The sequence below is a fragment of the Pseudomonas sp. Pseusp97 genome (assembly GCF_047304025.1).
Taxonomy (GTDB): Bacteria; Pseudomonadota; Gammaproteobacteria; order Pseudomonadales; family Pseudomonadaceae; genus Pseudomonas.
Genome location: NZ_JBGLYK010000001.1, coordinates 114,223 through 123,104 on the forward strand (window position 1 = coordinate 114,223; position 8,882 = coordinate 123,104).

The 8,882-nt window shown below is 65.6% G+C and carries 9 protein-coding genes; 3 read left to right on the forward strand and 6 right to left on the reverse strand.

From position 1 onward, the window contains the following. Positions 1-184 precede the first annotated feature (184 nt). On the reverse strand, positions 185-598 hold the full coding sequence (locus tag ACCC94_RS00535; protein WP_413347552.1) for a VOC family protein: 414 nt from the start codon (positions 596-598) through the stop codon (positions 185-187). A gap of 60 nt (positions 599-658) precedes the next feature. Between ACCC94_RS00535 and ACCC94_RS00540 the strand changes: the two genes are divergently transcribed. Then, a complete protein-coding gene (locus tag ACCC94_RS00540; RefSeq protein ID WP_413347553.1) occupies positions 659-961 on the forward strand; it encodes a putative quinol monooxygenase in 303 nt (100 codons plus the stop codon). 9 nt (positions 962-970) lie between these two features. Here the strand turns inward: ACCC94_RS00540 and tsaA are convergent, their stop codons facing one another. Both tsaA and ACCC94_RS00550 read right to left on the reverse strand, forming a co-directional pair. Beyond that, on the reverse strand, positions 971-1,669 hold the full coding sequence (tsaA, locus tag ACCC94_RS00545; RefSeq protein WP_413347554.1) for a tRNA (N6-threonylcarbamoyladenosine(37)-N6)-methyltransferase TrmO: 699 nt from the start codon (positions 1,667-1,669) through the stop codon (positions 971-973). Positions 1,670-1,915: 246 nt separating this feature from the next. Beyond that, a complete protein-coding gene (locus ACCC94_RS00550) occupies positions 1,916-2,689 on the reverse strand; it encodes an SDR family oxidoreductase (RefSeq protein WP_413347555.1) in 774 nt (257 codons plus the stop codon). Positions 2,690-2,861: 172 nt separating this feature from the next. On the opposite strand from ACCC94_RS00550, the gene ACCC94_RS00555 reads away from it, so the two are divergent. Next, positions 2,862-4,445 (forward strand): ArnT family glycosyltransferase, encoded by a 1,584-nt coding sequence (locus ACCC94_RS00555; RefSeq protein ID WP_413347556.1) that lies wholly within the window; start codon positions 2,862-2,864, stop codon positions 4,443-4,445. Here ACCC94_RS00555 and ACCC94_RS00560 read toward each other — a convergent pair. Genes ACCC94_RS00560 through rimO form a run of 3 tightly spaced genes read right to left on the reverse strand, consistent with a single transcriptional unit; the run spans position 4,393 to position 6,602 of the window. Next, on the reverse strand, positions 4,393-4,761 hold the full coding sequence (locus tag ACCC94_RS00560; RefSeq protein WP_413347557.1) for a DUF2784 domain-containing protein: 369 nt from the start codon (positions 4,759-4,761) through the stop codon (positions 4,393-4,395). The genes ACCC94_RS00555 and ACCC94_RS00560 overlap by 53 nt on opposite strands. Positions 4,762-4,768: 7 nt before the next feature. Beyond that, positions 4,769-5,230, reverse strand: a complete 462-nt coding sequence (locus ACCC94_RS00565) for a DUF1456 family protein (protein WP_081517933.1) — start codon at positions 5,228-5,230, stop codon at positions 4,769-4,771. A gap of 49 nt (positions 5,231-5,279) precedes the next feature. Beyond that, on the reverse strand, positions 5,280-6,602 hold the full coding sequence (gene rimO, locus ACCC94_RS00570) for a 30S ribosomal protein S12 methylthiotransferase RimO (protein WP_413347558.1): 1,323 nt from the start codon (positions 6,600-6,602) through the stop codon (positions 5,280-5,282). A gap of 244 nt (positions 6,603-6,846) precedes the next feature. Here rimO and ACCC94_RS00575 point away from each other — a divergent pair, with 244 nt between their 5' ends. Then, positions 6,847-8,751 carry a potassium transporter Kup gene (locus ACCC94_RS00575; RefSeq protein ID WP_413347559.1) on the forward strand — a complete coding sequence of 635 codons (1,905 nt, stop codon included), beginning with the start codon at positions 6,847-6,849 and terminating at the stop codon, positions 8,749-8,751. Positions 8,752-8,882: the final 131 nt, after the last annotated feature.

Consider the following 8,882-nt stretch of genomic DNA (forward strand, 5'->3'; position numbering starts at 1 on the left):
CGAACCTGCAAGGCACAGTGCTGCTCGGTTCGCGAGCACTCTCGCTCCTACAAATTCACACGCCTGGCGTAAGCCGGAAACTGCCGGTTGATACGGAATGTAGGGCGGATAACCCGTGCCTGGTTATGCGCCCTACGCGAACCTGCAAGGCACGGTGTGTTGCCATTCGCGAGCAAGCTCGCTCCTACAGGAGCCGCTGCCCCGACACCGCCGGGTGATACAGCGGCTGCACCTTGTTCCCCGCCGGGTCCAGCAGGTGGAAGCTGCGCGCGCCGTCGCCATGGTCGAAGGGGCGGTCGAGCAGGGTTACGCCGCGTGCCTTGAAGTACTGGTACCAGGCTTCCAGCTCTTCCACGCTGTCGACGATGAAGCCGTAGTGGTCCATGGTCTGCAAGCCGTTGGCCGCACCGGCGCCACGGCCCAGGGAGAGGTTGTCGTTGCCGCAGGTGAGGTAGACCAGGTCTTCGTTGGCGCGCTTGAGCACCTGCATGCCGAGCACGTCGACGTAGAAGCGCTCGCACTCCTCCAGGTTCGGTACCAGCAGGGCAAGGTGGCGCAAGCCGTTGAGGCGGCCGGGGCGGGCAGGGAGATCGGACATGAACGTGGTTCCTTTTTTGTATACAATTTATTTTCAAATTTAAAACAAAAGGAACGCCCTGTGTACAGCCTGTTCATCAAGACCCGCGTGAAACCCGGCAGCGCCGAGGATTTTCTCTCTGCCATCAAGGCCAATGCCGCCGCTTCGGTGTCCAGCGAGCCCGGCTGCCTGGTCTTCGATGTGTCCCAGGATCGTCTCGATCCGGACGTGATCTATCTCTACGAGATCTACCGCGACGACGCGGCCTACGAGGCGCACACGCAAACCGCGCACTTCCGCGACAGCCGACCGCTGGTGGAGCCGCTGATCGTCGAGCAGGAGTGCTTCGAGAGCGACGTGATCGCCCTCAACCCGGCGGATTGATCAAAGGTTTCAGTCGGCGGCGCGTTGCAGGTCCAGCACGCGGATCTCGCCGTCGGCGGGGTAGTGCCAGTGCACGTCGAGGTCCCACAGGCGCACGCCGTAGCGGCGCTCGGGCGGCGGCTTCTGGTAGGCCGGGCGCGGGTCCTGGGCGAGGCATTGCTCGACCAGCTCGCGCACCGGCTGGGCCAGGCGCAGGCCGTGCTCCAGGGCCTGGCGCAGGGCTTCGTCGCTCCAGTGCACGGCGATGGGCGAGGGCGGTGCGTCGGCGATGGCGTTGCGTGCGTCCGGCACGATGTCGGCGTAGGGCACGTAGGGCTTGATGTCGATGACCGGGGTGCCGTCCAGCAGGTCGATGCCGGAGAGCCAGAGGCGACCGGGCTCGACCCTCTCCAGTTTCACCACGGACTGGCCGAGCCCATTGGGCCGGTGGGTGGCGCGGGTGGCAAACACGCCCATCGACTGGTTGCCGCCCAGGCGCGGCGGGCGCACCTTCAGCCGCGGCTTGTCTTCCAGCGCCTGGTGGAAGAGGAAGATCAGCCAGACGTGGCTGACCTGCTCCAGGCCTGCCACCGCGTCACCGCTGTCGAACGGCGGCAGCAGTTCCAGCACGCCGGTCGCGGCCGGCGCCAGTTGCGGCTGGCGCGGAATGGCGAACTTCTCCTTGAAGCAGGAGCGGACGTGGCCGATCGGCGAGATGACGTGGGACATGGCGGCACGGGCTGTTGCAGGGGCCGCCATGGTACCCGATTCGAAGCTTTGCAGAAGTTGCTCAAAACCTTGCGAGCTGGAGCAGAGCAAGGCGCAACGACCAGCGCGAGTAACAGTCGAAGGCTGACCCGAAGAATGAGCGCCAGCGAATCAAGCAGGTGATGAAGCGCAGTTTACCTGTCGTAAATGAGCATTCAGCGCCTGCTTTCAACGCCGCCATGCCGACGCGCAGCAGGTTTGCCAGGGTCAGCCGAGGTGGAAGCCGCCGTCGATGGGGATGATGTTGCCGGTCATGTAGGCGCCGGCGGTGCTCGCCAGGCTGATCGCCAGGGCGGACATCTCTTCCTCGCGGCCCCAGCGGCGCATGGGAATCACGGCGGTGTCCTCGGCCATGGCCTGCTCGTCGTTGGCGATGTGCCGGGTCATCTTGCTGGGGAAGCGGCCGGGGGCGATGACATTGACGTTGATGTGGTCCTTCACCAGTTCGCGGGCGAGCATGCGCGACAGCTGGTGCAGTGCGGCCTTGCTCGGGCCGTAGGCATAGGCGTTCTCGCCGTGGGAGGTGACGCCGGCCACCGAGCCGATGTTGATCACCCGCGCCGGGTTCTGCGCGCTGGCGCCTTTCTTCAGCAGCGGCAGCAGTTGCTGGATGCAACTGAACACGGCGGTGACGTTGAGCTGCATGACCTTCTCCCAGCCCGCGGCCGGGTAGCTTTCCAGCGGTGCGCCCCAGGTGGTGCCGGCGTTGTTCACCAGGATGTCGAGGTGATCCAGCCGCTCGTTGAGTTCGGCGGCGAGGGCGCGGGCGCCTTCCTCGGTGGCGAGGTTGGCCGGCAGGCCGATGCACTCGCCGTACTGCGACAGCTCGGCGGCGGTGTCGGCGCAGGCGGCGCCATCGCGGGCACAGATGATCACCCTGGCGCCGGCTTCGAGCAGGCCCTGGGCAATCATCCGGCCGATGCCACGGGTGCCGCCGGTGACCAGGGCGGTCCGTCCGGCGAGGGAAAAGTACGGGTGCATGAGCCTCTCCTGGCTGGGTTTTCGCCTCACCCTAGCGGGATCGCCGGGAAGCTCCGAGCACTATCCAATCGCGAAATGCCGGCGCATTACGCCATGCCTGCATTTTCTTAACCTGCGCATAACCATCGTTGCCCTAGTGTCGGCGCAAGTTCGAGTGGCCGGGGGCCGGGTGATGCAGGGTTGGAGCAAAGATCGCAAGGCGCTGGCGCTGTTGCTGGGCGCCACACTGGTGCTGCTGGTGTTCGGCCTGGGCGGGCGCGAGGTCTGGGGACCGGAGGTGCGCTGGGCGGATATCGCGCTGCAGATGCTGCAGTCCGGCGACTACTTCGATCCCTACCTGCGTGGCGCGCCTTACTACGACAAGCCGCTGCTGTCCTACTGGCTGATCACCGCGCCGGCCAGCCTGCTGGGTCTCAATCACTGGACGCTGCGCCTGAGCACGGTGCTGGCGGGGCTGGGCAGCGTCTGGCTGACCTGGTGGCTGGGTGAGCGCCTGTTGCGCAAAGGCACGGGACTGCTGGCCGGCTGGCTGCTGGCGACCACCTTCTACTTCCTGTTCTGGGCGCGCGTGGCGACGGCGGACATGCTCACGGTGTTCGGCGTGCTGGCGGCGCTGGCCTGGTACTGGCGCGACCCGGAAGACACGCGATTTTCCGGCTACCTGGGCTTCTTCCTGATCCTGTCGCTGACCTCGCTGTGCAAGGGGCTGATCGGCTTCATACTGCCGGGGCTGGTGCTGCTGCCGCATCTGCTCGGCGAGGGACGCTGGCGCCGGCACCTCAACCTGCGGCTGGTCGCGGCGCTGCTGGTGGCCGGTGGCGTCTACGCGATTCCCTTCGTGCTGTCGCACTTCTACGGCCAGCCCAGCTACGGCGAGAGCGGCCTGGCGTTGGTATTCCGCGAGAACGTCGTGCGCTTCTTCCAGCCCTTCGATCATGAGGGGCCGATCTACACGTACCTGCTGTACCTACCGGCCTACACACTGCCCTGGGCGCCGCTGTGGATTCTTGGTCTGTGGTTCGCCGCGCGTCGCTGGAAGCAGCTTGAGCCCAATGCACGCTGGCTGGTCTGGGCGCTGGTGCTGCTGTTCGTGTTCTTCACCGCCAGTGGCAGCCGGCGCAGCTATTACGTGCTGCCCCTGGTGCCGTTCGCCCAGTTGCTGGCGGCCTGGTGGGTGATCGAGTGGCGACACCAGCGTGGGCTCGCCGGTCTCGGGCGCCTCTGGCCAAGGATGGTGGGCGTGGGGGCGGCGGTGATGCTGCTGGTGCTGGGCGTGGCCTACCCGTGGAGCAATGGCGGTGGCGGCATTCCGCTTTTCGCCAGGGAGGTGCGTGCCGCGGCGGAACAGACCGCGCCCTGGTCGCAGTGGCGGGTGCTGATCCTCGGGGATGACGACGCGCGCCTGCCGATGTACCTGGAGCGGCGCGGCGAACGGCAGGCGCATCCGTTCTTCTATGTCCACTCCGGTTATCCACAGGGCGACAGCGCCGCGCTGTTCGCCTGGCTGCGCCAGCGCACCGGCGAGGACTGGGACCCCGCGCGAACCCTGATCATCTCCCAGGTGACGCACGAAGGAGAGCAGCCGCTGAACTGGCTGACGGCGGATCACCGGCTGATCGTGTCGAAACTCAACAATGGCCAGCGCCTGGGTCACGCGAAGAACAAGGAGGCGAGCCTCGCCTATCTGCCGACGGGCAAGCCGCTCAGCGCGAACGCAGCGCCCGGTGCAGCAGAAGCAGGTACGGCGGCAGATTGACCGCCAGCACCACGAGGCCGAGGACCACCTGGGTCGCCTCGGTCAGTCCGGCGGGGTAGATCAGCGGGATCAGGTAGTGCTCGACGAAGCCGCCGCTGTAGCCGTTGTCGCCGGCCAGGGCGCGGAAGTGGTTTTCCAGCGGGGTGAGCGGGCAGTAGAGGTGAAGGAACTCCACCGCCACGCCCCAGGCTGCGGCTGGCACGTGCAGCCAGGCAAGACGCGGCCAGCGCAGCACCAGCAGGCCGCCGAGCAGCACGAAGAGGATGAACCCCAGGTGCAACAGGACGACGGCGTCGGCGGCCAGGCGATAGAGCACGGTGGCCTCAGCGTTGCTGGCGCTGGGTCAGGCCCTTGAGGAAGTTGCGCAGCAACTGGTCGCCGCAGGGGCGGTAGTTGTTGTGGCCGGGTTTGCGGAACAGCGCGCCCAGTTCGGTCTTGGTGACGATGAAGCTGACGCTGTCGAGGATCGCGAGGATGTCGTCGTCGCGCAGTTCGAAGGCGACGCGCAGCTTCTTCAGGGTGATGTTGTTGGTCAGCGGCAGTTCCACCGGCGGCAAAGGGCGCGACTCGTCGCGGCCCCGGCGATGCACGATCAGGCCGTCGAGAAAATGCGCCAGCACGCGGTCGCTGCACGGCTTGAAGTCCGGCTCGTCGTCGCGGGCGAGGTAGGCGCCGATTTCCTCGGCGCTGACGTTGAAGCCGGCCAGCGCGGTGATCTCGGCCACCTGGGCATCGCGGATGTCCAGCAGGTAGCGCAGGCTGCGCAGTACGTCGTTGTTGGTCATGTTCTTTCCATTGAAATGAAAAGCCCCGCTTCAGCGGGGCTTTTGCGGATCAGACCAGTTCGGCCCAGAGGTCGTACTCGTCGGCGTCGGTGATGCGTACGCGCACCTTGTCGCCCGGCTTCACGTCGAAGCTGTCGATGTACACGGCGCCGTCGATTTCCGGGGCGTCGGCGTAGGAGCGGCCGACCGCGCCTTCATCGTCCACTTCGTCGATCAGCACGTCGATTTCCTTGCCGATCTTCAGTTGCAGGCGCGCCGCGGAGATCGCCTGCTGGTGCGCCATGAAGCGCTCCCAGCGGTCCTGCTTGACGTCGTCCGGGACGATATCCAGGCCCAGGTCGTTGGCCGGGGCGCCTTCCACCGGGGAGTACTGGAAGCAGCCGACGCGGTCGAGCTGGGCTTCGGTCAGCCAGTCGAGCAGGTACTGGAAGTCTTCCTCGGTCTCGCCGGGGAAGCCGACGATGAAGGTGGAGCGGATGGTCAGTTCGGGGCAGATCTCGCGCCACTTCTTGATGCGCGCCAGGGTCTTGTCCTCGAAGGCGGGGCGCTTCATGGACTTGAGCACTTTCGGGCTGGCGTGCTGGAAGGGGATGTCCAGGTAGGGCAGCAACTTGCCTTCGGCCATCAGCGGGATCACGTCGTCGACGTTGGGGTACGGGTAGACGTAGTGCAGGCGCACCCACACGCCCATCGAGGAGAGCGCCTCGCACAGCTCCAGCATGCGGGTCTTCACCGGCTGGCCGTCCCAGAAGTCCAGCTTGTACTTCAGGTCCACGCCGTAGGCGCTGGTGTCCTGGGAGATGACCAGCAGTTCCTTGACGCCGGCCTTGACCAGGCGCTGGGCTTCGCTAAGCACGTCGCCGACCGGGCGGCTGACCAGCTTGCCGCGCATCGACGGGATGATGCAGAAGCTGCAGCTGTGGTTGCAGCCTTCGGAAATCTTCAGGTAGGCGTAGTGGCGCGGAGTCAGCTTGATGCCCTGCGGCGGCACCAGGTCGATCAGCGGGTTGTGCTCGGCCTTGGGCGGGATCACCTCGTGGACGGCATTGACCACCTGTTCGTACTGCTGCGGGCCGGTCACGGCCAGCACGCTGGGGTGCACGTCACGGATGCTGTCTTCGGCAACGCCCATGCAGCCGGTGACGATCACCTTGCCGTTCTCGGCGATGGCTTCGCCGATGGCATCCAGGGACTCGGCCTTGGCGCTGTCGATGAAGCCGCAGGTGTTCACCACCACCACGTCTGCGTCCTGGTAGGTGGGGACGATTTCGTACCCTTCCATGCGCAGCTGGGTGAGGATTCGTTCGGAGTCGACAGTCGCTTTCGGACATCCGAGCGATACAAATCCTACTTTGGGTGTGGCGGTGGACATGTGCGGCTAACCTCGAAGGGCGCGCTGGCGGCGCCTCTGATCAAAAAGTGCGCAATTCTAGCGGCGTCCCGCGCACTTGACCAGCCTCTCTGGGACAAGCTGTCGCAGGCCGCCTGACAGCCCCGCTCGCCCGGTAATTCCGGGCAACAGGCTCTATAGTCATTCAGAACCTTCCTACCCGGCTCTTGCATCGACGAAAGGCTCGGAGCAGGATGCGCCGAATTTTTTTGAGGAATCTTGTTACATGTCCGATGCAAGCGCCGGCACCGTTGAGCATGAACAGCCCCATTCCAGCTCCGCGATCGGCCTGATGGTCGGCGCCGTGGGCGTCTGTTATGGCGATATCGGCACCAGCCCGCTGTACACCCTCAAGGAAGTCTTCGTCGGCGGTTATGGCGTGCAGGCCAACCACGACGGCGTGCTCGGCGTGCTTTCGCTGATCTTCTGGTCGCTGATCTGGGTGGTGTCGATCAAGTACGTGATTTTCGTGCTGCGCGCCGACAACCAGGGCGAGGGCGGGGTGATGGCGCTCTCGGCGCTGGCCCGTCGCGCCGCCAGCGGCAAGCACCGCTTGCAGGCGATGGTGGTGATCGCCGGTCTGATCGGCGCGGCACTTTTCTATGGCGACAGCATGATCACCCCGGCGATTTCGGTGCTCTCGGCCATCGAGGGCCTGGAGATCGCCTTCGACGGCCTGGAGCACTGGGTGGTGCCGCTGTCGCTGATCGTGCTGGTCGGCCTGTTCCTGATCCAGAAGCACGGCACCGCGCGCATCGGCATCCTCTTCGGCCCGGTAATGGTGGCGTGGTTCGTGGCGCTGGCGGCGCTGGGCGCCTATGGCGTGTCGCAGCAGCCGGAAGTGCTGAAGGCGATGAACCCGGCCTGGGCGGTGAATTTCTTCATCTCGCACCCGGGTATCGGCGTGGCCATCCTCGGCGCCACCGTGCTGGCGCTGACCGGTGCCGAAGCGCTGTACGCCGACATGGGCCACTTCGGCCGCAAGCCCATCGCCCGCGCCTGGTTCGCCCTGGTACTGCCGGCGCTGGTACTGAACTACTTCGGCCAGGGCGCGACCATCCTGGTCAACCCGGAAGCCGCGCGTAACCCCTTCTACCTGACCGCGCCGGGCTGGGCGTTGGTGCCGATGGTGGCGCTGTCCACCGCGGCCACGGTGATTGCATCGCAGGCGGTGATTTCCGGCGCCTTCTCGCTGACCCGCCAGGCCATCCAGCTCGGCTTTGTGCCGCGCATGGTGATCCAGCACACCTCCAGCCATGAGCAGGGGCAGATCTACATCGGCATGGTGAACTGGGCGCTGATGGTTGGCGTGGTCCTGCTGGTGCTGGGTTTCGAGTCCTCCGCCGCCCTGGCTTCGGCCTACGGCGTGGCAGTGACCGGGACCATGCTGATGACCACTCTGCTGATGGGCGTGGTGGTCTGGCTGCTGTGGAAGTGGCCGCTGTGGCTGGCGATTCCGTTCTTCCTGATGATGCTGTTCGTCGACACCCTGTTCTTCGCCGCGAACCTGCCCAAGGTCGTCCAGGGCGGCGCCTTCCCGGTGATCGCCGGTATCGGCCTGTTCATTCTGATGACCACCTGGAAGCGCGGTCGCCAACTGCTGGTGGACCGCCTCGACGAAGGCTCGCTGCCACTGCCGCTGTTCATCTCCAGCATCCGCTCGCAGCCGCCGCACCGCGTGCAGGGCACCGCCGTGTTCCTCACTGCCCGCACCGACGCCGTGCCCCATGCGCTGTTGCACAACCTGCTGCACAACCAGGTGCTGCATGAGCAGGTCGTGCTGCTTACCGTGGTCAACGAAGACAGCCCGCGCGTGCCGCCGGACCGCCGCTTCGAGGTGGACGCCTATGGCGAGGGCTTCTTCCGCGTGGTGCTGCACTTCGGCTTCATGGAGGACCCGGACATCCCTCAGGCGCTCAAGCTGTGCCACCTCAACGAGCTGGATTTCAGCCCGATGCGCACCACCTACTTCCTCAGCCGCGAGACGGTGATCCCGTCCAAGCTGATCGGCATGGCGCGCTGGCGCGAGGCGCTGTTCGCCTTCCTGCTGAAGAACGCCAACGGCAACCTGCGCTACTTCAATCTGCCGCTGAACCGGGTGATCGAGCTGGGGACGCAGGTGGAGATCTGAGTTCTCGCTGGATAAAAAAACGCGCCGATGGGCGCGTTTTTTATTGGGTCCTGACGCAGAAGGCTTTTCGTAGGAGCGAGCTTGCTCGCGAACCGCCTTCCGGCAGCCGCAGAGTCAGGCTTGTTCGCGAG

Coding starts and splice junctions, on each gene's coding strand:
- ACCC94_RS00550 (WP_413347555.1), bottom strand. CDS start 2,689: ATGCACCCGTACTTTTCCCTCGCCGGACGGACCGCCCTGGTCACCGGC.
- ACCC94_RS00575 (WP_413347559.1), top strand. CDS start 6,847: ATGTCCGATGCAAGCGCCGGCACCGTTGAGCATGAACAGCCCCATTCC.
- tsaA (WP_413347554.1), bottom strand. CDS start 1,669: ATGTCCCACGTCATCTCGCCGATCGGCCACGTCCGCTCCTGCTTCAAG.
- rimO (WP_413347558.1), bottom strand. CDS start 6,602: ATGTCCACCGCCACACCCAAAGTAGGATTTGTATCGCTCGGATGTCCG.
- ACCC94_RS00535 (WP_413347552.1), bottom strand. CDS start 598: ATGTCCGATCTCCCTGCCCGCCCCGGCCGCCTCAACGGCTTGCGCCAC.
- ACCC94_RS00555 (WP_413347556.1), top strand. CDS start 2,862: ATGCAGGGTTGGAGCAAAGATCGCAAGGCGCTGGCGCTGTTGCTGGGC.
- ACCC94_RS00565 (WP_081517933.1), bottom strand. CDS start 5,230: ATGACCAACAACGACGTACTGCGCAGCCTGCGCTACCTGCTGGACATC.